This is a genomic window from Streptomyces sp. CA-106110, assembly GCF_050936285.1.
Classification (GTDB): domain Bacteria; phylum Actinomycetota; class Actinomycetes; order Streptomycetales; family Streptomycetaceae; genus Streptomyces.
The window spans coordinates 419,548-440,247 of record NZ_JBNJNB010000002.1; the positions used below are offsets into that span (position 1 = coordinate 419,548).

A 20,700-nucleotide genomic window follows, 5' to 3' on the forward strand; every position below is an offset into this window, starting at 1 on the left:
TAAAGCGGGAATGGTTCTTGGCTGGCCATGCCCCCATGGCATCCCGCAGGCCACGAGCCCGCTGTCGGCCGATGTCGCGTCCGCACGCTCGCGCCCTGGTGGACGGTTCTGGTTCTTGCGCCCCGGTGCGTGCTCCGGCACCCTGGCGACGTCCAGACGCTTGAGGGCTGTCCATCGCTGGCACTCGGGAGGTGGCATGGAAACGGTGACCCCGCAGGGGGCCCTGCTGGCTCTGTGCATCGCCCGTCTGCCGGGCCGGTCCCTGCCTCGGCACGCATGGGCGGCAGAAGTCTTGGTCGAGCAGTTGTGGGTATCCTCTGTCGGCGCAGGGCGCGAGGAGTGGCGGACGCTTCTCGCACCGCTGATCACCGATGGTGGAGTCAACGCCCGGCGCGTCCGCAGCGAGGTGTGGGAGCTGGCCCGGATCGGTGCTCTCGAGCCAGTGGAGACCGGGCAGGAGTCACGGTTCACGGTGCGCTCCGGGACCGTTCAGAAGTCCAAGGCCATGGTGCCGTTGGCCTGTACCGATCAGGATGTGCTCGACAGGGCGGTCGATCAGCTGACCGCGCGCTTGTTCACCTCTTCGAAGTAACTGAGCGCACTGGCGTGCTGCACGCTCGGGACATTCTCTGTCGCGCCTCTTCGCCGCCAGGAGGCCGACTTGCGGCGGAAGGTGGCCAGATCGATGCCTCCCGTCCGGCTGAGAGTCGCAGTGACTTTCCAGTGCTCGTCCTTGCGCAGATGCGGGGTCTGCCAGACGCCGGGCTCGGTTTCTCGCCAGTCAGCGATCTTGACGGCTGCAAGAGCTGCGCTCATCTCGCGGGCAGTGGCAAAGCGCTGGGCGGGATCGGGGTGGAGGGCCTTGAAGACCAGCTGCCGCAGACGGCGGCAGACCCACACCGGAAGCCGGCGGTCACTCGCGCGCAGCGGAGGCCGTCCTTGCTGGAGAGCATCGACGACTTCGGTCGTCGTGTAGGAGGCGTAGTCGAACTTTCCTGCAAGGAGTTCCAGGAGGACGGCGCCGAGTGAGTAGAGGTCGGAGGAGCGGGTGACGCCGGGGCCCACCATGAGCTCCGGCGGGGCCCAGGGGTGGGCGACCTGGACGCATGGAGCCGTTCCGGTCTCGTCCATGGCGCCGGCGACACCGAGGTCGCCGATTTTGATGAGGTCGGCGTCGCCGGTAAGGAAGAGGTTGGGGCTCTTGATGTCGCGGTGCAGGATGTGGTGCCGCTCGTGCATTTCGCTCAGCCCTTGCAGGGCGGCCTGAGTGATCCGCAGTGCCTGGGTGGGGGTGAACGTCTCCCCTGCTTCCAGGGCGTCGGTGATGCTGCCTTTCTCGAAGTAGGGCATGAGGATCTCAACCACGCGCATCGGCGGGGGGAACCCGGGGACGGTGGCTACGGCACGGACGTCAACGATGTTGGGGTGTTTGATCATCTCCATGACGCGGGGTTCGATCAGATCGGCGGCGTCCTGGAGCTCGGACAGGTCGAGGCGCTTGCCGACCAGCCAGTTCTGGAGGACCGAGTCCCACCACACGCGCACTTCGTGGATCTTGGTCGGCATGCTGTGGAGGCACTCGTAGTTGAGGACGAGCTGTCTCTCGTGCTCTTTCACTGGCGTGTTCTCCGTCGGTCGGCGCTCGAGGTCACTGGCTGTCGGTGGCGGGTTCGTGAAGGGCGGCCAGGGCCGCGGCGAAGGCGTCACCGCGGCCCTGGTTCCAGTATTTGGGGCGGGTGGTGGCGCCAATGTGTTCCAGGGCGACGTCGCTCAGGGACGTGGCGGGGACACTGATCAGTTTGCTGATCTTCTCCGTCTTCCATTCCTCGCAGCGGACACCGTCCTGGTGGCAGGCGAGCTGGACGAGAGTGACCAGGGCTGCCCGTTCGGCGGCTTGCCGGTAGGGCCAGTTGCCGTGACGGCGGGTGGCGACCAGGATGACGAGGTCCGGGGCGAGGACTCGGATGTCCTGGAGGATGCGGCGGTAGGTGTCCGCCGTGCGCTCGCTTCCGGTGAGGCCGTCTGCCTGCCCGAGGCGCTCCGGTGCCTCGGGAATCAGGGAGATTCCCGTCTCCCGCTGGAGTGCGCCGTATTGGAGGGCGCCGGAGCTGACGGCGATGCCGAGGACTTTCACGTGCCACTGCTTTCGGACGGGACGACGACGAGGTCGTGAAGGGAGGATCGCCGGACGGGTTCCGGGCGGGACGCCGGGTCGTCCGGGCACTGTGCGGTAGCACGGTCAGTCGTTGGTGACGGTGAGGGTGCGCTGGTCGAGGTCGAGGTGGACTGTGCCGCCGTTGTGGTCACGCAGGTGGCGCCAGGCGGTGTAGCCGGTGAGTATGGCCTGTTCCCAGTCGGCGGCGCGGCAGATGCCGACTTCGAGGTGGGCGGTCATGTGGCCGATGGTGGTGAGGAGTTCGTGGTCGATGTGCTTGATGTCGGCGAAGTAGCGGTGGCGGGCGGCGTAGGAGAAGACGAGGGCTGAGATGCCTTCCTCGATGGCGATGGCGCGGCCGCCGTCTTCGGCTTCGTCGGTGCGGGGGTCGCTCTTGCGTTTGCGGCCCAGGAGGAAACGGGTGACGGGCGACCAGCCGAGGACTGCGGCGTGGGCGAGGTGGAAGGCGTCGTGGAAGCGGTAGTCGTCTTCGATGTGGGAGGCGCTGGTGAGAGGGTCGCCGGCGGGGGTTGCGTCTTCCTGGGTGAGAACGATGACGGTGCGTCCGTCGTCGTCTTTGGTGGGGGTGAAGGTGAGGGTGGCCTGGCGGGGCAGGCGTTCGTGGGCGGGGAAGTGGCTGTCGAAGGGGGCGTGTTCGTCGTTGGGGGTGGCGCGCCAGCGGTCTTTGGTCTTCTCGAGGTTGGCGGCGGCGACGTCGTCGAGGTCGAGGCCGAAGCGGTGAGCGAGGGCGGCGATGTACCACAGGACGTCGCCGAGTTCTTCTCTTAACTGGTGCGTGCTCTGCTCGAACGCGGGCCCGTCACGCAGGTGCTTCTTGTAGGCGGTGGTGAGGGATCCCACTTCGCCGGCGAGGCCGAGGAGGGGAACGAGGACGGGGTCGGTGCCGTCTGCGGCGGGCTGGAGGGTCTTGACGGCTGCTTGCTGGTAGCGCTTGAGGTCCATACTCATCCCCTGCCTGATCTCAGGACAGCCCTGTTGGCTTCCCCGACCACTTGTCGTATGCTACGACAACATCGTTGGAAATGCAGACGATTGGGGAGAGTTGCCGAACGACCCCGCACCGAGCACGGAAGACATCGTCTCGGTCATCATCGACTTACTGGCAGAGTACGACGGTTCCTCCCCCGAGGAGGTCCGGGCGGAACTGGAGCAGGGCGGACTCGAGTTGCCGGTGGACTCACTCTTGATCGTAGAGATCCTCACCCGTATTGAGGAGCGTTACAGCATCGCCATCCCCGCCGACCGGGAAGCAGCCCAGGCCACCCGCTCGGTGCGGGCGTTCTCCGCGGCGGTGCTGGACGCCATCGTTGAAAGGCAGCAGTCATGACCCCTCCCTCCGACGGCCGTGTGCGTGATCCCGAACTGGTTCGGCTCGGCGACCGGCTGAAGAAGACACGCGACTACCTGAACATGTCGCAGCAGTTCGTCTCGGACTCGACCGGCATCCCCCGCTCCGCGATCAGTGACATCGAGCGTGGCGAGCGGCGGGTGGACAGCCTGGAGCTGAAGAAGCTGGCACGCCTGTACCGGCAGCCGGTCGCCTACTTCCTGGCCGAGGAGCAGAACGCCGACGCCGGCGAGTACGCGTTGGCGGGTCTGCCGCGGGCACTGGCGCAACTAACTGACGGGGACGCCAAGACGGTTCTGGAGTTCGCCGAGTATCTGACCCTGCGGCGGGCGGCGGAGCGTGAGGAGCAGGACACCGACGACGGGGACACGACGCGGTGAACTGGAAGCTGGCTCACCGGATCGCCTCCATGGCAGCCATCCAGGCACATCGTGATCTCGGCGTCGACCGCACGCAATACGTGCACGTGCACCGGGCGATCAAGGAGGCGGGTGTGATCGGAATGACGCAGCCGATGCCCCGGCTGTTCGGCGTGTACTTCTCCCCTGCCGACAAGGGTCCGGCGGTGCTGCTGAACGCCACGCTGAATGTGATCACGCAGCGGCACACCGCGGCGCACGAACTGGGGCATCACCGGCTGGGCCACCGTTCGGCGGCCGATAAGGAGCTCGATCCGGCGCTGCGCTGGGGCAACGGCAGCTGGCCGGATGAGGAGAAGACCGCGGAGGCGTTCGCCGCATGGTTTTTGATGCCTCTGCCCGCAGTGCGGTCGGCGCTGGGACGGATCTGCGGCGGCCGTCCCTCCAGCCCTGAGCATGTCTACCGGCTGGCCCGCGAGCTGGGCACGTCCTACGCCGGGACGGTGCGGCACCTGGAAAATCTCCGGCTGCTGGATTCCAGCCGGGCGAGCCAGTGGGCCAAGATCCCGCCTGCCGGTCTCCGTTCCGCTCTGGCGGGCGGGGCCGCCCTGCCTGCTCAGACGCAGGTACACGTGGTCACCGGGGCGTCGGACGGGCAGACCGTGCACGCCGACGCGGGTGATGTGCTGGTGCTGCACCTGGACGAGGCGGTCTTCGAAGTCCTGCCCAAAGGGCTGGAGGTGTGGGACAGCGGCGGCACATCGCCCCTGACGGCTGCTGTGGTCACCGCCGAACTGGAACCGGCCGTCCGCCACCTGGTGGAGGTCGGTGTGCATGCGCAGAGCCGCCCGCTGCGGCTGACGGTAAAGCGTGAGGCCCCGCGCGTCGGGGTGAACGATGTCTGGCCCGACTGAAGGTCGGGCTCTGTGATCACACCGTATGGGTCGGGAGGACTGATGCACACCTTCGCCGTGACCGAACGCGACGTCACCAGTGCCTGGATCGCTGCCTGTAACAAGCTGGACCGCCGGGACAACCCCGAGCGCACGGGCCTGCACACCGTGGTGAGGATTACCGATCCGTTGCAGGACGACGCCGTCTTCCGCACGGAGCTGGACCGGCTGCGGGCAGCACACGGTCTTGAGCCCCTGGAGACCGTCGCCAGCACTCTCTTTCCCGCGGTCCTGGCGGCACGCTGCTCTGATCACGGCGAGCTCGCCGAGCGCTACCGCGGAATGTATCGGGTGCTGACCCGGTACCCGGGCAACCGGCGCGGCACCTACTTCGGCCGCGTGGTGGACTACCCGGGAGCGTCAAAAGCCAGGATCGACCAGCTCGGCACCGTCATCAACCGGCTGCGGACCCAGGCGACCGGGACGAAGATGGCCGCCGCCTACGAGATCGACATAGCTCACCCCGGGGACGGAGCGGACGAGCCCCAGGCGGAGATCTTGGTCCACGCCGCGGGCAAGGACAACAGCTACCGCGGATTTCCGTGCCTGAGTCATCTCTCGTTCCAGCTGGGCCGCGACGGGCAGGTCCACGCCGCCGCCTTGTACCGCAGCCACTACATGTTCGAGCGCGCCTACGGCAACTATCTCGGCCTGGGCCGCTTGCTGGCCTACATCTCCCAGCAAGCAGGGCTGGGCTGCGGAACGCTGACCGTCATGGCCGGACATGCCAGGCTGGATGGGCCCATCTTGCAGCTGCGGCCGCTGCTGACCGGCACCGGCCGACTCGCGGCCTGATGGTCGCCGCAGGCCACACGTGGCTGCCGGCAAGCAGTACGCTGCCCCGTCAGGCAGGCCCGTTCAGCTGCCACTTGGGCGGGAACCAGGCCCTCATCGGAGCGGCGTGCTGCCGGTAGGTCTGTTTGATGCGGCTGCGGCCGCTGATCCCGGCGATCTGCGGATGAGCAACCCGTGCGTACTTGTCGACCTCGCAGAACAGGTTCTGGCAGTCGATCAGCTGCAGCCGGCGCCCCCGCAGGCCGGCGAACGCCAGGCCCAGGCGGGCGAAGTGCTCCTCCTGGGTATCAGCCATGTAGCGGATGATCTCTGCCTCGATGCCGTCGGCCGCGGGCCCGAAGCATTTGCGGATCCCGTCGCGCGCTCCCGGGCCGGGGACCACGAAATCCATCTCCGAAAACGGCATCTCAGCAGCGTAGTTGAGGTCGGTCACGAACTGGTAGGCCAGGAACGGTCCGATCGCCGGAAAGTCCAGCAGCACCCGGTACGCGTCCTGCATCGCCGGCGCGGACAGCACCCGCCGTGGCGCCCCGGCCCGCATCATCATCTCCAGCAGCCGCAGATGGTTCTGATGCTTGCGGTGCTCACCGAGCTGCGGCGGCGGCACGATGTAGGCGGCCGAGTACAGCCGCTGCCCGGCCGTGAACGCGCGTGAGAGCACCCGGTCGTACGCCCGGTAGTCGTAGGAGTCCCAGCGCACCTCGCCGAGCTTCCCCGTCAGAAGCTGCCAGGTCGAGGTCTTGTTGAAGATCTTGAACAGCAGGGTCCGGAAGAAGACTTCCTCCCACGCCTGATCCCCCTGGTAGATCACATCGCCGATCAGGTCCTGGCTGACCCGGTCGGCCGCCCGGAAGCAGTTGGTGAAGCGGTGCCGCTGCAGGATCGGATCGTCCGTGAAAGGCCCCGGCCCCCCACCCAGACGCGCCTCGTAGACCTGCTGACGTGCCGCAGCAAAACGCCAGTAGGTGCCGAACACCGGCGACACAGACAAAGCCCGGCCCGCCACCCGGACCACGCCCGAAGAGTGGACGTCTAAGACAGAACGTGCCGAACGCTCTTGCACCAGCATCACCATGCGCTCAATATATATTCGATATAGGGTAGTTGTCATCGAGGGGGATGCGTGGAATTGCTGTGGCAACGTCCACGACGTAAGACGCTGGTCGAGTGGCCAGAGGACGTGGACACGCGCCTGAGCATCCTCGTCCGGGCAGCAGCCGCGGCGGGAGAACAGACATCCCGCTCCCAAGTCCTGGCCGCCCTCGTCACCGCGGTCGAAGCCCGCCCCGACCTCATAGCCGAACTCCTTCACGCCTACCGTCGCCTGCCGGCCGACGCGCTGACCGCAGACAACACACGCGACGACCTGCCCCCCGTCCGCTCCCCCGGGCGTACCCGCCGCAGGAACTGACACCCGCCATCCGACCCGGCACAAAGCGCCGGTGGTGACCGGTCAACGCCAAACACGCAGTAAAGTCATACCCCGGCCGCCACTCTGCGTTGGTCTGCGGAACCTGGCGAGCCCTTTGTTTGGTTGCCCCGCCCCAGGGCCATCTGGTGTGGTCCAAAAAGCTCTGCCACAGACGGCTTGCACCGATTGGCTTCGGTCGATTAATGAGCAGCCTTCATGGCTCGGCGGCGCCCATGAGCAATCTTGCTACGGGTGGTCAGGCAGCCCCAGACGGGCTCAGTCCAGCAGGAGGCTCAGCACCTGGCGCATTTAGAAGCCGTATCTCAACCGAACGTGATCGTTTGATTTCTGCTGCTCAGGCATGCTTTCGCTCGGGGTGAGGGAGGGATGCGGCGTCTTGTGTCTGCTTGATGGCCGAGGGGTGCACGGTGGCGTCGGTGCTGGGAATGCTGGAGGAGCGGGAGACGGCTGCCCGGGTGCGGGTGGAGGGGCTGCGGGAGGAAGCCGCGCGGCTGGCTGAGGTGTTGGAGGTCGCGGAGATCGAGCTGGACCGGCGGGTGATCGCGCGGGAGGAACTGATCGAGGCGTTGGCCGCCTCCGCCGCCGAGACGACTGCCGTAACCGAGGCCGGGGCGGAGCAGGTAACGGCGCCCTCACCGGTGCCGGTGCCCGGCTCGACGGTGCCGCCGTGGCGGGACGGGCTGCCGGTGACGGTGCTGGCGCCGGACTACCAGCGGATCCTGGAGGTGGTGCAGGAGCGGGCCCCGGCGGGTCAAGGACCGCTGAAGGCCAGGGAGATCGCAGTTCAGTTGGGCCTTCAGACGACGCCGGCGAAGGTCGAGGGGGTGCGCTCGAAGGCCAGGCGCCTGGCGGAGCGCGGGTGGCTCGTGCAGGACACGTCTGGGATGTTCAGCGCCGGCCAGCGGCCCGTGGCCGTGTCAGACGCCGGCCCATCCGCGTGATCATCGACCACCGGATCATCGCCTCGCTGGTAGCGGGCAGAGTCTCGTAATCCCGGGCCAGACGGCGGGAGTTCATCAGCCATGCGAATGTGCGCTCTGCTACCCAGCGTCTGGGCAGCACCACGAACCCTTTCATGTCGTCGGTGCGCTTGACGATCTGAAGGGTGAGGGCGAGTTTCTGCCGGCACCAGTCGACCAGGTCGCCGGTGTAGCCGCCGTCGGCCCAGACCAGGGTGATGTCGCGGTGCAGGCGGCGCAGCCGCCTCAGCAGGCCCGCCGCTGCGTCCCGGTCACCGATGTTCGCGGCGGTGACCGCGACGACGAGCAGCAGACCGAGCGTGTCGGTCACGATGTGCCGCTTGCGGCCCGGCACCTTCTTCCCGCCGTCGTAGCCGCGTGAGGCGGCCGGCACCGTCGCGGCGGCCCGCACCGACTGCGCGTCGATGACCCCTGCCGTGGGCTCAGCCTCACGGCCTTCGCGTTCACGGACCTTTCCGCGCAGTCGGTCGTGGAACTCGCCGATCAGCCCGTGCTCGCGCCAGCGGCGGAAGAAGGCATACACCCGGCCCCAATCGGGGAAGTCCGCGGGCATCGCCCGCCACGAGATCCCGCCCGCGACCAGGTAGCGGATCGCGCCCAGCATCTGGCGGTGGCAATAGCCCTCGGGCTGCCCGCCCCGCCCCTGGAGCCAGGCAGGCACCGGCAGCAACGGCCGGATGGCCGCCCACTCTGCGTCCGTCATGTCCGACGGATACCGGCGCACCCGATCTGGATGATCAGCCCGGCCCGTACCGACCTATCTCCGTATGCAGGGCGACGTCTTCGGCTCGAGCGTGGTCGGGCCAGTCCGTGACGTCCAGGAGCAGACCATCCAGCGGGCCCGCCACCAACTCCACGTAGGTACGCCCCTGCCGCGGTCCGGCATCGTCATGGTCGGCCCCGTAGACACGGCCACGCAGGAACTCCAGCTCATCCATGGCGAACAGCGTCGCAGCCCCCACCGACAGCCTGCACGACCCACTCACAAGACGGCCGCTGAACCGGGCTGACGACGACCACATCGTCGCTGCACACCTCGGCCACCGTCGTCTGCTGCGGGCCCAAGCCCTCAGCCAAAGCCCGCACCACCACGTCGCGGTTATTTACTCAGTCTTATTGGAGCGCTCACACACAAGATTCTCGCGCCCCGCAACGGCACTCGCGGCCGCACAACCCGGCCCCGGCCACAGAGAATCGTTACATCCCGAAGGGTCACAGGGCTGACCTCGCCGCCCCCCCGGGGGGCGATGCCCCCGTTGGTAGCCGTCTCCACCTTCGCCCCTATTAGGGCTTTGTTAGGTGGGAGCTCGGGCTTGTTGCTGGTTCCGCAGAAGTGGTTGGCGGCAAGCTCGGCATATCCCGGTCCACAGCGCCAGAAGGGTCTGGAGTGCCTTCAGGACGGCGTACAGCGTCAGGCCCGAGCAGGGACTTTTGGGTCCAGCCGCAGCTCTGTGCAGAACGCCTGGGCCAGCGCGGCCATGGTCACGTGACGGTGCCAGCCGGTGAAGTTGCGTCCTTCGAAATGGTCCACTCCGAGGCCGTACTTCAGTTCCCGGTAGTCGTGTTCCACCCGCCAACGGATCTTGGCGAGGCGGACCAGGTCGCGCAGCAAAGTGCCGACGGGCAGGTTCGAGAGCCAGTAGTCGGTCGGCTCCGCCGCTCCCGGGGGCCATTCGGCCAGCAGCCAGCACTCGGGCAGACAGCCGTCGTCGGCACGGGGGATGTCCCGGTTGGCCGGGCGCACGCGCAGGGCCAGGAACCGCGAGCGCATCGCGGCGGAAGGGTTGCTCCTGCTGGTGCGGGTGCCGTGCCGCCAGGTCACATAGTGTCCTGCCGTTCGCCCGGCAGCCATGGCCAACTCCTTGAGGGAGGACGGATCCTGTGGGTAGCGCGGGCGCGGGCGCGGGCCGCGTCCGGCGTAGGGGGGCTGTTGCGGGACGGCCTGCCCGGGGTGGGCGCTGGTGGTGGCCTTGACCGCGGCGACGTAGGCCAGGCCGCGCTCTTCCAGGGCCAGGCGGAAGGAGGTGATGTCGCCGTAGCCGGCGTCGCAGACCACCGGTGGGGGCTGCAGGCCCCAGTCCCCGGCCATCTCGTCGAGCATGTCCAGTGCCAGGTGCCACTTGGCCCGGTGGCCGAAGTCCTCTCCGATGCCGCAGCGTCGGCGCCGGGTGCGGACCAGGGCGGCCTGCTCGGGGTCGTCGATCAGGGCGGGGTCCCAGCTCTCGGGCAGGAACAGGCGCCAGTTGGCCGCCGCCGAGGCGGTGTCGCCGATGAGGTTGACGCTGACGCCGATCTGGCAGTTGGTGATCTTGCCCGCGGTGCCGGTGTACTGCCGGGCCACTCCGGGACTGCTGACGGAGGCGGCGTCCTTGAGGAAGCCGGTGTCGTCGACGACCCAGGCCCGCACGGGGAACGCCCCGCTCGCCCAGGTGGCGATGTTGGCTCTGACCCGGGTGTAGTCCCAGGTGGAGGAGGAGATGAACTGCTGCAAGCGCTGGTGGTCCACGCCCAGGCGTTCGGCCATGGGCTGCATGGACTTGCGTTGCCCATCCATCATCAGGCCCCGGACGTAGAGCTCTCCCTTCTCCCGCTGGTCGGCGCGGGGGAGCTCGGCCAGCATCGGGGCGATGAAGGCTTCCAGGCGGGGGCGCAGTTCGTTGATCTCTTCTGGCGTCACAGAACAGATCAACACAAATCCGGCACACAATATTTCCGAGCTAACAAAGTCCTACTATGGGCATCCCTGCGCATCGCGACGGCTTTATTCCTTCCTGAAAGGGGCGGGGAAAGGTTGAGACATCGGAACGCGTCAGGGCCGCACCCGAACCTCGGGTGCGGCCCCCTGTCTAGGTTCATCCGGGCAATGCGGCAGTTCTCCGAGGGGATGCAGGCGGCGATCCCCCGCGCCAGCCGCGCCGCCTCGCGGGACATCAGCCCGCCGGCCTGGGCGACTGCCACCAGCAGGCGCAGCAGATCGTGCGCCTCCCGAGGGAATCGACCGTACGCCGCGCGCAGAAAGCCGGTTCCTGTTCCAGGTCCCACCCCACCGACGCCACCTTCGGGTGAACCCTGGGGCGGCCGGGTCGTCAGGAGCACTACGCGGCGCTATTTTCGAATGCATGAGCGATTGGTGTGATGCGGAAGAGGTCCCGCTCCCGATTCCGGCCCAGGTGCCGGCAAGGGGGGAGGTGGAGTTCAACCGCACCGGCCTCTACCTCACGCTCAGCCGAGCAAGCCGACGGCAAAGGACGCAAGTCATCCAGTACCGCAACCTGCCGGACGGAACCCGGGCGATCCTCACGATCGTCGACTGGCCAGCGCCGTCGATCCGCATGGTGTGGGTCGCATGGAATCCGGACCGCATGAGCCTCGAGTACGCCTCAGGGACCGTTCTCGCGACAGCGGAGGCCGTATCTCAGTCCTCCTCGCGCTCGAGGGTCAAGCGGAGCGTTGCGGCCCGCGCGAGGACGGCGTCGGCGTCGGTGTGCCCGAGGTCGCTCAGCAGGCGACCGAGGTCGTGGAGGGACGAGACCAGAGCGGGGCGGTAATGGCCGGGGTCCCTGGCAGCGAGTTGTTCGTAGGCGGAGACAACCTGGTGCTGATGGTCGAGGGCCTCAGTCGGCCGGTCGGCGGCGCGCAAGTAGTCGGCAAGCCGGGACCGGGCGGCGGCCAGGATGCCGAGGTAGCCGGCGGGGCTGTCGAGGGCGAGCGGCTCGAGCAACTGCACGGTCTGGTCCTGGATAGTGACCGCCTCGGTGTACTGCTCGTTGCGGGCGAGCACCAGGGCACGGGAATCCAGAAGGATCAGCCTCACCACCGGGGCGCTGTCGGGGTGTTCGAGCAGGTGGATTTCCCACAAGCCGAATGCCCGGGTGAGAAGCTGCTCGGCCGGCGGTAGATGGCCCAGGCGGATCAGCTCTTGAACGGCGGCGTCCAGGGTACGGATGGTTCGGTCCAGGTCCTGCTGGGCGTCGATGAGTCGCTCGAGGGTGTCCTCGGTATCCTGGTCGAGGCAGCATTCGACCAGGAGGCGTCTGCGCAGGTTTCCGGCGAGGTAGTCCTGGTCGCCGAGGCGTTCCCAGAGGTCTGCGGCGCGTTCCAGTAGGGGTAGTGCCGCGCTGTAGTCCTGCTTGCCCGAGTGGTAAGCGGCGAGGTCTTCCAATGCCTTGGCGAGGTTGGCGCCGTGGCGCTCCGGTTGCTCCAGGGCGAATTCCTCGTACAGCTCGATGGCCTCACTACGGGCAGTGGTGCTTTCCTCGTCGTGGTCCAGGACGTGCTCGCGGGAGGCGAGTTGGGACAGGGCGAGGGCGAGGCTCTCGCGGTCGTCGGCTTGCCGGTAGAGGTCGACGGCGAAACCGGTGGCGGACTGTGCTTCCTCTGCCTGGCCCAGTCGGCCCAGGTAGATGCCGAGCGAGAGCCAGGCGCTGGCGAGCTGGCCGTGGAAGCGTTCGGGGTCGCGCTGCGTCAGCTCCCCGTACAGGGAGACGGAGCGGCGCATATGTTCCAGTGCACGCTCCAGGCGGCCTTGTTCCTCGTGGTATCGGCTCAGATCGTGCAGGATCCCAGCCAGGTTCAGGGCGAAGTCGTCGTTGCCCGGGGTGTCCAGGCGTTCCAAGAGGCTGACTGCACGTTCCGTGGCGGTGATCGCCTGGTCGAAGCGGTCGGTACGCTCGAAGGCTCTGCCGAGCAGTCCGAGGGCGTGGGCGAGGCCGAAGGCCCAGTTGCTGTCCTCGTCGTACAGGCGCTGATAGGTCTCGACAGCCTCGGTAGCCGCTCGCACGGTCTCCTCGACCTGGTCGGCGACATTGTGGGTTATGGCCAGGTTGCAGAGCGTGGCACCGAGGGCGGGGAGTTCGCTGGCCACGCGGAAGGTCTCGACTGCCTCCCCGGTCGCGGCCAGGGACTCCTCCAAGCGCCGCACGTCGTGCAGTCGCGTACCGAGGTCCTTGAGGGCCAGGCCCAGGTCGAACGGGTCACCGGGGTGGTCGCGCAGCAGCTCGACCGCCATCTGGGTCTCTTCCAGCGCGGGCTCGTGGCGGCCGATGTGGGCCAGTTGCCGGCCAGCGTGGAGGTGAGCGTGGGCGAGTTCGCTGGTCCACTCCGCGTCTATGGCATTCAGTCGTCGATACAGCGCGGCTGCCTCCTGCGCCGCGTACACCGCTTTGATGTGGCGTCCCATCTCGGCGAGTCGGTGGTGCAACTGAACCAGAGCGAGGGCAAGGCGCGGGAGGTGGTCGGGGTCCTCGCGGACCAGGCTCCGGTAGAGGTCGACGCACTGCTGGGCGGTCTGGACCGCGCTGTCGCCATCCAGGTGGGCTTGGACGCGGGAGAGGTCGGCGAGCAGCTCGGCGCGCCGCAGGCAGAATTCGGTGTTCTCGGCGACGTCAGCGAGGAATTCAATGGCCTCCGCTAGGTGCGCACACGCCTCATCCCAGTGTTCCAGTTCCTGGTGCCGCAGGCCCACCATGCGTACGGCATCCGCCACCTCAACCAGTCCACCACCCTGCTGCTTGAGCAGGGCAACCAACTCCTTGGCCAGTGCCAGGGCTGCCACCGGGTCGCCGGCGTCGGCGCTGCGCTGGGCCAGCCACCGCACCGCCTGGGCATACGGCACTGCTGCCCATGCGTGCCCCGATGCGGCATGCGGAGCGAGCCCGTCGACGGCCTGCCGGCATACCGTGACGGCGGCAGCCAGATCTCCGGCCTCAGCCAGCAAATCTGCGTAGGCCTCCGCTTCGGCCACGGCGTCCAGCCAGCAGCCGGCATCCTCCATGGCCAGCTCGCACAGCACACCGAAGGCCTCCCTGCGGACCTCGAGGGCCTCCTCGATGCGACCGAGAGCGACCAGCGGGCCAGCCAGGGCGCTCAGGTACCGGGTGTGCTGCAGGGTGCCTGCATCGGCATGAAGGTCGACAGCGACACGGCGGGCAAGCAATTCGTCGTCGTATTGCTCAGCCTCGGCGAACGCGTCGGCAATGCAGACAAGGACGCGCCCGAGTTCACCGAGGACGATGGCCGGGTCGTCGAAGACCAGCTGCTCACTGCTGTCGGCCGCCTCGCCAAGCTGTGTACACAGCTCCTCCAGCAAGGACGCCACTGCCTCACTGAACGGCTCGGTGGCCGCTGTGACACAGGCCTGGTACTGGGTGACGAGATGGCCTATCGCCAACGACATGTTTCCAACCCCTTCCCTCCACGTACGGCCTGGCGGGGCCGATGACGGCAGAACGACAGATGTCACAAGATTTTTGAAAAGGAACCTCCGTGCAGAGGTGCGGGCCCTCGGGCAGTTAGCGACCCTCAGCCCACCGCACGCACGGCGACTGGCGCTCCAGATCAGGCCGAGCACAATGTCATGCTCACGCACGTACGCAGCGAGTCGCTGCGCAGCATGAAGTTGCCGCGCACTCAGCGTCGGGTCTCCCAGTTGCCACCGCGTGAAGGACCGTAGGTCCCGAGCAAGGTGAACAAACCGACTACGCCGGAATTCGGCCCTGTCCGGCCGCCGCCTCTCAACGTGACGGGCGTATCGGGCGGGCGGCTCGGCCTTCTCCTGTCAGCCGCGTAGCAACTCGCGCCGTCCTACCCGGGCCAGCAGCGAAGGTTCCGTCTGTCCCTCGTAGGCGAGATGCAGCTCGTGTCGTGCACGGGTCGCCAGGACGTAGTAGGTCATCCGCAGGGCCGCCGAGGTGAGGTCGACGGCCGCGTCGGTGTGCGTGTCGGGTACGACGACCGTGTCGAAACCCAGCCCCTTGGCACTCGCGCGGTGGACCAGGACGATTCCCGGACGGCCGAGGTCAAGTGTGCGGTAGCGGCCCTTGATCGCCTGGGAGGTGTACAGCTGTGGCTTGAGGCGGGGTGCCTTCCTTCCCAGAGTGCCCAGGAGGGAGAACTGGGTGTGCTGGGAGTTCACGATCACACCGATGCTGTGGTCTGGGTGCTGCTGGGCCAGCAGGATCAGGAGGTCGGCGGTGCCCCGGTCGGGCAGGCGGTGCACGCGCGGCGGGGGGCCGTCTCGGTCGGGCAGCGGGGGCAGGCCGGCCCCGGTGTGAAAGTGGGCGGCGAACGTGGCGATCTGGCGGGTGTTGCGGTGGTTACCGTCGACCTCGCGTCGCGTGCACTCACCAAGGCGCTGGGCGATCTCCGCGAGGGTGGAGTTGGTGTCGGTCAGGCGCTGACACTCGTCGGCGTACACCGTCGTGCGGGCCGCCAGCAGTCGGCACAGGCGGTAGAACTCGGGTGGCAGGTCCTGACCTTCGTCGACGACGAGCGTCAGGCACGGATCGGGCTCGGTTTCCGCGGCCCGTTCGTAGAAGGCCGGCCAGTCGTACCAGCCGTCTTCGCTGCGAGGTGCCTTGGGTCCGTACCACTCGGCGAGCCAGGAGTGCGCGGTGGCGACGCGTACGCTGCGGTCCCCGGGGCCTAGTGCGTGGATGACGGCGGCCAGTGACTGGCGTAGGAGGTTGGAGCGGGTGAGCAGGACGACCGGGGCGCCGGTGAGAGCGAGCATGATGGCACGCTGAGTTGCGAGGAGGCTCTTGCCGCTGCCGGGCGGTCCGCTGATCAGGTGGTTGCCGTCGAACGGGAGGTCGTCGAGCGCGGCCCGCTGCTGCGGGGTGAGGTCGAGGTACGTGAGTGTCATGGGGTGGGCCGCTCCACAGCTGCGGCCGCCGCTGCTCGGGCGGCGGTGACGATGGACTCGAAGTAGCCGGGCACGTGCTCGCCGCCCACGACGAGGGCGCGGTCGAGCAGCGTGTTGCCAGCCTCGCAGCTGGTTTCGGGCAGCAGAGCGCAGGCATGGCAGGCGGCGCGGTTGAGGTTGCCGAAGCCCTGCCCGGAGTGTTCGGCGCACAGCGGGTCGGCGGAGCACCAGGCGGCTGCCTCGGTCATGCGCAGCAACGTCTCGGCCAGGCGGGGCGGTTCGCCCTGCCGCACCAGACCTCCGAGGGTGCCCTCGGCGTCGCCGGCCGCGGTGTAGACGAGGATGCCGTACTGATCCTGTTCGGGGCGGGCGTAGATCCGTTCGCGCAGGCTCGCCGTCGTGTAGCCGGATTCGAAGGAGAGCTGGCGGATGAGGAGGTGCGCAAGCGTGTGCAGCAGGACGAACCGGGGGGACACCTCCGCCCCGGTCAGGGCCTCCAGGCGGTCCTTCTGGAAAGCGCGGTCGAGGTCGGCACGCATCCCGGCGACGCGCTGGCGTACCCGCCCGTCGGCTTCCCAGTTGCTCAGGGCGTCCTTGTCGAGGGTGAGGAAGATGCCTTCGCCGAAGACCTCGACGGCAGGGAGCCATTTCAGGCGCCTGGTGGTGTCGGCGGGTACGACGGTGGCGTCGGGGGACACGCGGGTGAAGCCGGACAGGGCGCGGACCTCGCGCAGCCGGTCGGCGAGCAGGATCCGTCCGATGCGGCGGTGCAGCCCCGCCCAGGGCTGCGTGGTCTCCTGGGCGAGACCGAGCGTGGTCTCGCGCAGGGCGAAGTCACGTGTGGCGGGTGGGGCGGGCGCCATGAAGGCAGCCCATTCCTCGCGGCTGAGGTCGGGACGCACGGGCGTGGCAGCCGCGCCGGGGGCGATCGTTGGTGTCTGGCCGGTCTCCTCGGCGATCAGAAGGTCCAGGAGGGCGTCGTCGGCGCCGGTGTCGTCCTGGATCATCGATCGGAACACGTCGGCGCGCGGGGTTGCGGCCACCTTGCACAGGGATACCCACAGGTCGTGCTCGCGCACACGGGCTGCGAGTTCTTCGTCGGCGAGGTGCGTGGGGTTTTCCGTCTCCGGGATGTCGAGGGCCGAGTGCACCACGGGGTAGTACAGGTTGCCCGCGGTGCGCTGCACGATCTGAACGGGCTTGGTGCACTCCACCGCTTCGTTCGCCCGCTGCCAGGGGTTGCGTCCGGAGCAGCGCATGCCGTGTGTGCCGAGGATGTCGAGCAGATCCCGGGAGGCGCCGCAGTCCTTGGCCGCGCAGGAGACCGACAGGGCTTCGAGGCCGGAGGCCCGCTCGGAGACGAGGAAGCGTAGCTTTTCCCGTTCGCCGCACTCCCTACGCTCGGCAGCCTCGCGCCGTGAGTGGGCCCAAAACCACCAGTCGACGTCGCCGAGGTGACCGGCGGAGCAGATCTGCACGAACCTCATGGGTGCCAGCGTCCGTCCGGGCGAGCAGGACGGGCAGCGCGGTGGCTGTCCCGGCTTCTCGTCGGCGATGCGCCAGCGCTTCATGCGCCGGCACGCCCCGCAAAACAGCCAGGACGGGAAGCGGATGTAGGGCGCGCCGGGGGCATCTGGGATGTCGTAGCGGTCGTTGGCGGTGGGTGGAGCGGCGTAGAAGCCGGTCACCCCGAGGCGCGAGGCGAGCCTGGGGGAATCCACGCGCTGCTTGGCCCGCTGTGGCCAGTCACCGATGCCGGTGGCTACGAAGGACTCGCCCTGGATGTCGAAGACGGCTCCGACGCCGAAGGGCAGGACGGTCTGCGACTGACGTACCCGTAGTGTGCGGCTCACAGGTCCGCTCCCTTCACCATCACTTGGCATTCCCGGTCGACGTTGCGCATGGAGTTGGGTGTCTCCCACAGGCCGTAGCGCTGCTCGAAGCTCTTGATGAGGTTGGACTGGCCTTTGCCCTGGCTGCGGTAGTACAGCTCGCGGCCGTCCTTGCGCGCCTCGCGGGCGGCCTCCTCCCAGTCGGCGAGGAGTTCGCCGAGTTCCTTGCGTACGGCGTCGGCCGCGACGGCTTCGCCGGCGGTCGCTACGCGTGCCGTCAACTCCTCGATGAGTCCTTCCACTTCAGGAATGCGGTCAAGGATGTGTCCTGCCTGGTTCTCCGCGGCCAGGCCGAGGCGATGCCGTACGAGGATGACGAGCGCGGCGTGGAGTGCGCGGCGCCGGGAGGGCACGGACCAGGGGGTCACACTGGTCGGTTCGACGTGCCGGTAGAGGGAGCGGTGGTACACGTCGAACGTCTCGTAGTGCGAACGGTCGCGTGGGCGGGTGGCGTTGAAGAACGTGAGGACGAGTCCGGGCACGGTGTGCCGGCCGACGCGGCTGGTGGCCTGGATGTATTCGGCGGTCGTCTTGGGCTGGCCCTGCATGAGCATGAGCGCCAGCCTCTTCACGTCGACGCCGACGGACAGCATGTTCGTGCAGGGCAGGAAGGACACCGACTGCGCATCGTCCCAGGGCTTTTCGAGCCGGTCGAGGAGTACGGGCTGCTCCGCGCGCGGCAGGTTGCTGGTCAGCTCCTGTACTTGCTGGTCGGTCAGTTCGCGGATTCCTGAGCCCGAGTCGAGGCCTTTTAGCTGTGCGGGGATGTCGTCGGCGGCGGCGGTGACGGTGCGTCCGAGTTCGCGCAGGCTGTGGTGGTAGGCGACCAGGGTCCAGTAGGCGTCGCGGTGTTCCAGCGGTAGTTCCCAGGCGCCCTGGAGCATGGCCGCGGTGGTGGCCACGGCGGCACGGCCCGCCGTGTGGCCTTGGGCCATCACGCCGAGGTAGAGCCGTCCGGGCCTGGAGGTGTCGGGTTCGGCGAAGTAGGAGTGGCGGGCGTCGAGTCCGGCGGGTGGGAAGAGTTGCACTCCGCTGCCGTACAGGGCGCGGATCTGCTCACCGGAGCGGCGGATGGTCGCCGTGGAGGCCACCACCTTCGGACCGACTCCGTCGCCTGTGGTGCACAGCCCAAGGACGGCCGACTCGTACAGGCCGACGGTGGTGCCGAGCGGTCCCGTGAGCAGGTGCAGCTCGTCCTGGATGACGAGCGAGGGCGGCAGGTTCCGGGTGTCGGCGCCGAACAGCCGTCCCGCGCACGGCTCCCAGGCGAGTCGGGCGAACTTGTCCACGGTGCCGAGGACGAAGGTGGGAGGCCGGTCGTAGAGCTGCTGGTCCACGACGGCGACAGGCAGCTCGTCATGGAAGGCGCAGTCCTCGCGCGGGCAGTAGAAGGCGAAGGAGTCGGCTGTGGCCCGCACTCCGTAGTCGGTGATGTCAGGGGACTTGTGGGCGGGCAGTATGCGCGTGCCGCACCAGGGGCACCGGTCCAGGATGAAGACGTCCTCGGGCCGGGCAGCGGCGCGTACCTCGTCGAACGTGGCGCGGGCGGTCTCGTAGGTGTTCGGGGAGGTGGCCTCACCCACCCACAGGCCGATGGAGAAGGGTTCCTCGCCATAGGCGTCCGGGTCCGTGCGGCGCAGGGTCTCCAGGGCGCAGACGGTGGTGGCCGCGCGCTGGAACTGCTGTGTGGTCAGCAGGCTGAGGGTGTAGCGGCTGAGGACGGCGGTTCCCCCGCCGTCGGGCTCATAGCGGCGCAGGACCATGACGAAGGCGGCCAACAGCAGGTATGCCTCCGTCTTGCCGCCACCCGTCGGGAACCAGATCAGGTCGGTGGTGGCGCGGTCCGGGTGCCGGGGGTCGGCCACACCGTCCAGGGCCAGGAGGAAGAACGCCAGCTGGAATGGCCGCCAGGTCGCATCGGGGCTCGGCTCCGGGTCGAGCAGCACGGGGTCACGGCGGGCGCGCCGCTCGCCGGCCTGGTCGCGGGCGGAGTGCCGCATCTGCAGGGCCATGGCATGGTTCGCGGCACGGAACGCGCGGAGTAGTTCGGGGCGGCGCGGATCGCAGAGCGTGCGCACGCCGGACTCGATGCGGGCGACCGCCGTGCCGATCCGGTGGAGGATCCGGTCGGCGGCCTCGCGCCCCCACTCGGGGATGTCCGTGTTGAGCTGACCTACGTACCAGGCGCGGTAGTGGGCCGCGAACTCGCCGAGTTCTTCACGGAGCTGGTCGACGGAAACCGCGGCGTCCGCAAGGTGCAGCACGTTGAGCACGGGGGAATCGGTGAGGCCCGCGGCCCGGGTGCCGGCGACCTCGGCCTGCGGCATGACGGCGGCCTTGACTCCGCTCACCCGCCCGGAGTCCTCGTCGCGCTGCTCCTCGACCGCGCACCCGTGTCCGACGGCGTGGGTCTGTACGTGCCGGTACTGGAGCCGCAGTTCCTGCTCCTCCGGGTCGCGGCTGGCCAGGCGGATGCTCGGATACGGCAGAACGGTTCCGTCCACGGGACGGGCCTGAAGGCCCACCTGGAAGAGCATCCGGTCCCACTGCGCCGCCTTGCCGAGGGCCTGTTCGTGATGCGCGATGTTCACCAGGGCGACGGTGATGAGCTGTCCCCTGCCGAACGTCCGGCGGCGTACGCGGATCTCGGCCCGGCCGTCGAGTACCGGCACTCGGTCACGGTCCGGTCCGAGTGTGTGGGTTTCCTCGGGAAGCGGGATCCGTTCCCAGCGACGGCCTCGTTCACCGGTCGCCGCCTTGGTCTCGTAGTGGGCCCCGCTGCAGCGGACGATGACGGTGCTCGTGTCGGTGTAGAAGCTGAACCCCAGGGACGATGGCAGCCAGGAGTTGGCCTCGGGAACCGGGTCCGTGGACGGCGCAGTGTCGTCCGCCGCGGCTTCCGTACCGTCTCCGTCCAGCTCCTCCGCCGCGAGGTTCAACTGGCGTTGGAAATCGGCCTCTTGGGGATACAGCGTGCCCATGAGGTATTGGCGGTCGGGCGGGGCGTCGAGAATTTCCCGCTCCCCGACGGCGGGTCCGACGAGTTGCCGGTGCAGGTAGGCGACGAGTTCCTGTCGGGCGTCCATGGTGCTCCTGGGGCTGATCGGGAAAGTACGTAGGACA

The 20,700-nt window shown here is 68.3% G+C and carries 18 protein-coding genes and 1 pseudogene; 7 read left to right on the forward strand and 12 right to left on the reverse strand.

The genetic code is table 11. The features are described 5' to 3' along the window. The first annotated feature begins 196 nt into the window (after positions 1-196). Positions 197-592: a hypothetical protein gene (locus ACQEXA_RS59635; protein ID WP_433135084.1), complete on the forward strand. Its 396-nt coding sequence runs from the start codon at positions 197-199 to the stop codon at positions 590-592. Here ACQEXA_RS59635 and ACQEXA_RS59640 read toward each other — a convergent pair. From ACQEXA_RS59640 to ACQEXA_RS59650, 3 genes are all read right to left on the reverse strand, one after another. Further along, the gene (locus tag ACQEXA_RS59640) at positions 556-1,617 is read right to left on the reverse strand and encodes a serine/threonine-protein kinase (RefSeq protein ID WP_433135085.1); all 1,062 of its coding nucleotides are present in this window, start codon (positions 1,615-1,617) and stop codon (positions 556-558) included. The genes ACQEXA_RS59635 and ACQEXA_RS59640 overlap by 37 nt on opposite strands. Positions 1,618-1,648: 31 nt before the next feature. Further along, positions 1,649-2,134, reverse strand: a complete 486-nt coding sequence (locus tag ACQEXA_RS59645) for a hypothetical protein (protein WP_433135086.1) — start codon at positions 2,132-2,134, stop codon at positions 1,649-1,651. Positions 2,135-2,239: 105 nt separating this feature from the next. Continuing rightward, positions 2,240-3,118: a nucleoside triphosphate pyrophosphohydrolase family protein gene (locus ACQEXA_RS59650; protein WP_433135087.1), complete on the reverse strand. Its 879-nt coding sequence runs from the start codon at positions 3,116-3,118 to the stop codon at positions 2,240-2,242. Positions 3,119-3,218: 100 nt separating this feature from the next. On the opposite strand from ACQEXA_RS59650, the gene ACQEXA_RS59655 reads away from it, so the two are divergent. The 4 genes from ACQEXA_RS59655 to ACQEXA_RS59670 are packed head-to-tail and all read left to right on the forward strand — an operon-like array spanning position 3,219 to position 5,631. Next, positions 3,219-3,503, forward strand: a complete 285-nt coding sequence (locus tag ACQEXA_RS59655) for an acyl carrier protein (RefSeq protein WP_433135088.1) — start codon at positions 3,219-3,221, stop codon at positions 3,501-3,503. Beyond that, on the forward strand, positions 3,500-3,904 hold the full coding sequence (locus tag ACQEXA_RS59660) for a helix-turn-helix domain-containing protein (protein WP_433135089.1): 405 nt from the start codon (positions 3,500-3,502) through the stop codon (positions 3,902-3,904). Before ACQEXA_RS59655 ends, ACQEXA_RS59660 begins: the two co-directional genes overlap by 4 nt. Beyond that, entirely contained in the window at positions 3,901-4,797 is an 897-nt protein-coding gene (locus tag ACQEXA_RS59665) for an ImmA/IrrE family metallo-endopeptidase (RefSeq protein ID WP_433135090.1), read from the forward strand. The genes ACQEXA_RS59660 and ACQEXA_RS59665 overlap by 4 nt, the downstream gene beginning before the upstream one ends. Before the next feature lie 42 nt (positions 4,798-4,839). Continuing rightward, positions 4,840-5,631 (forward strand): hypothetical protein, encoded by a 792-nt coding sequence (locus ACQEXA_RS59670; protein ID WP_433135091.1) that lies wholly within the window; start codon positions 4,840-4,842, stop codon positions 5,629-5,631. 49 nt (positions 5,632-5,680) lie between these two features. Here ACQEXA_RS59670 and ACQEXA_RS59675 read toward each other — a convergent pair whose 3' ends face one another. Further along, entirely contained in the window at positions 5,681-6,706 is a 1,026-nt protein-coding gene (locus tag ACQEXA_RS59675; RefSeq protein WP_433135093.1) for a nucleotide kinase domain-containing protein, read from the reverse strand. A gap of 48 nt (positions 6,707-6,754) precedes the next feature. Here ACQEXA_RS59675 and ACQEXA_RS59680 point away from each other — a divergent pair, with 48 nt between their 5' ends. Further along, positions 6,755-7,042: a hypothetical protein gene (locus ACQEXA_RS59680; RefSeq protein WP_433135095.1), complete on the forward strand. Its 288-nt coding sequence runs from the start codon at positions 6,755-6,757 to the stop codon at positions 7,040-7,042. Positions 7,043-7,488: 446 nt separating this feature from the next. Continuing rightward, the gene (locus ACQEXA_RS59685) at positions 7,489-8,004 is read left to right on the forward strand and encodes a hypothetical protein (protein WP_433135520.1); all 516 of its coding nucleotides are present in this window, start codon (positions 7,489-7,491) and stop codon (positions 8,002-8,004) included. Here the strand turns inward: ACQEXA_RS59685 and ACQEXA_RS59690 are convergent. The 8 genes and pseudogenes from ACQEXA_RS59690 to ACQEXA_RS59725 form a co-directional block, all read right to left on the reverse strand. Further along, positions 7,952-8,746: an IS5 family transposase gene (locus ACQEXA_RS59690; RefSeq protein WP_433135096.1), complete on the reverse strand. Its 795-nt coding sequence runs from the start codon at positions 8,744-8,746 to the stop codon at positions 7,952-7,954. The genes ACQEXA_RS59685 and ACQEXA_RS59690 overlap by 53 nt on opposite strands. A gap of 37 nt (positions 8,747-8,783) precedes the next feature. Further along, positions 8,784-8,981: pseudogene (locus ACQEXA_RS59695) on the reverse strand (hypothetical protein); the annotation flags it as partial. 473 nt (positions 8,982-9,454) lie between these two features. Next, positions 9,455-10,720, reverse strand: coding sequence for an IS701 family transposase (locus tag ACQEXA_RS59700; protein ID WP_433128028.1), 1,266 nt, complete (start codon positions 10,718-10,720; stop codon positions 9,455-9,457). A gap of 8 nt (positions 10,721-10,728) precedes the next feature. After that, complete coding sequence (locus ACQEXA_RS59705) at positions 10,729-11,139, reverse strand: DUF6417 family protein (protein WP_433135097.1); 411 nt, start codon at positions 11,137-11,139, stop codon at positions 10,729-10,731. Positions 11,140-11,458: 319 nt separating this feature from the next. Continuing rightward, positions 11,459-14,218 carry a tetratricopeptide repeat protein gene (locus ACQEXA_RS59710; protein WP_433135098.1) on the reverse strand — a complete coding sequence of 920 codons (2,760 nt, stop codon included), beginning with the start codon at positions 14,216-14,218 and terminating at the stop codon, positions 11,459-11,461. A 381-nt stretch (positions 14,219-14,599) separates the two neighbouring features. Beyond that, positions 14,600-15,685: a DNA helicase gene (locus ACQEXA_RS59715; RefSeq protein WP_433135099.1), complete on the reverse strand. Its 1,086-nt coding sequence runs from the start codon at positions 15,683-15,685 to the stop codon at positions 14,600-14,602. Beyond that, entirely contained in the window at positions 15,682-17,538 is a 1,857-nt protein-coding gene (gene drmB / locus ACQEXA_RS59720) for a DrmB family protein (RefSeq protein ID WP_433135100.1), read from the reverse strand. Before drmB ends, ACQEXA_RS59715 begins: the two co-directional genes overlap by 4 nt. Then, the gene (locus ACQEXA_RS59725; protein WP_433135101.1) at positions 17,535-20,663 is read right to left on the reverse strand and encodes a helicase-related protein; all 3,129 of its coding nucleotides are present in this window, start codon (positions 20,661-20,663) and stop codon (positions 17,535-17,537) included. Before ACQEXA_RS59725 ends, drmB begins: the two co-directional genes overlap by 4 nt. Positions 20,664-20,700: the final 37 nt, after the last annotated feature.

Excerpts from the sequence above, each read along its gene's own strand:
- ACQEXA_RS59675 (WP_433135093.1), bottom strand. The coding sequence starts at position 6,706 with ATGGTGATGCTGGTGCAAGAGCGTTCGGCACGTTCTGTCTTAGACGTC.
- ACQEXA_RS59710 (WP_433135098.1), bottom strand. The coding sequence starts at position 14,218 with ATGTCGTTGGCGATAGGCCATCTCGTCACCCAGTACCAGGCCTGTGTC.
- ACQEXA_RS59650 (WP_433135087.1), bottom strand. The coding sequence starts at position 3,118 with ATGGACCTCAAGCGCTACCAGCAAGCAGCCGTCAAGACCCTCCAGCCC.
- ACQEXA_RS59670 (WP_433135091.1), top strand. The coding sequence starts at position 4,840 with ATGCACACCTTCGCCGTGACCGAACGCGACGTCACCAGTGCCTGGATC.
- ACQEXA_RS59685 (WP_433135520.1), top strand. The coding sequence starts at position 7,489 with ATGCTGGAGGAGCGGGAGACGGCTGCCCGGGTGCGGGTGGAGGGGCTG.
- ACQEXA_RS59635 (WP_433135084.1), top strand. The coding sequence starts at position 197 with ATGGAAACGGTGACCCCGCAGGGGGCCCTGCTGGCTCTGTGCATCGCC.
- ACQEXA_RS59660 (WP_433135089.1), top strand. The coding sequence starts at position 3,500 with ATGACCCCTCCCTCCGACGGCCGTGTGCGTGATCCCGAACTGGTTCGG.
- ACQEXA_RS59715 (WP_433135099.1), bottom strand. The coding sequence starts at position 15,685 with ATGACACTCACGTACCTCGACCTCACCCCGCAGCAGCGGGCCGCGCTC.
- ACQEXA_RS59725 (WP_433135101.1), bottom strand. The coding sequence starts at position 20,663 with ATGGACGCCCGACAGGAACTCGTCGCCTACCTGCACCGGCAACTCGTC.
- ACQEXA_RS59690 (WP_433135096.1), bottom strand. The coding sequence starts at position 8,746 with ATGACGGACGCAGAGTGGGCGGCCATCCGGCCGTTGCTGCCGGTGCCT.